Source organism: Pyramidobacter sp. C12-8 (genome assembly GCF_002007215.1).
In the GTDB taxonomy this organism is placed as follows: Bacteria; Synergistota; Synergistia; order Synergistales; family Dethiosulfovibrionaceae; genus Pyramidobacter.
In genome coordinates, this window is the sequence record NZ_MUHX01000137.1 from 1 (window position 1) to 228 (window position 228).

Annotated in this window: 1 protein-coding gene; it reads right to left on the bottom strand. The window is 53.9% G+C overall.

The window, feature by feature from the left end:
* The coding region (locus B0D78_RS13080; protein ID WP_168170149.1) for a hypothetical protein at positions 1 to 228 on the bottom strand (228 nt) is incomplete at both ends.

The following is a 228-nucleotide window of genomic DNA, read 5'->3' on the forward strand; positions in this document are numbered from 1 at the left end:
CCACGACAGTCCATTGTCCGTCTTTAGCTGTCAGCACATCGCCTGTGGAGAGCGTGACAGGGAAGGTGACATTTTGGCCGTTGACAGAGAACGTCGGATTAACGAGTTTAGAGGAGTTCAGAAGGATCTTCACGTCATCGACGGCGCAGGAGACGAGCGTGCCTTCGGAAGACGCGTCGTCGATCGTGCGGGCGGCAGGCAGGTTGTTGTAATAATAGAGGATATAGT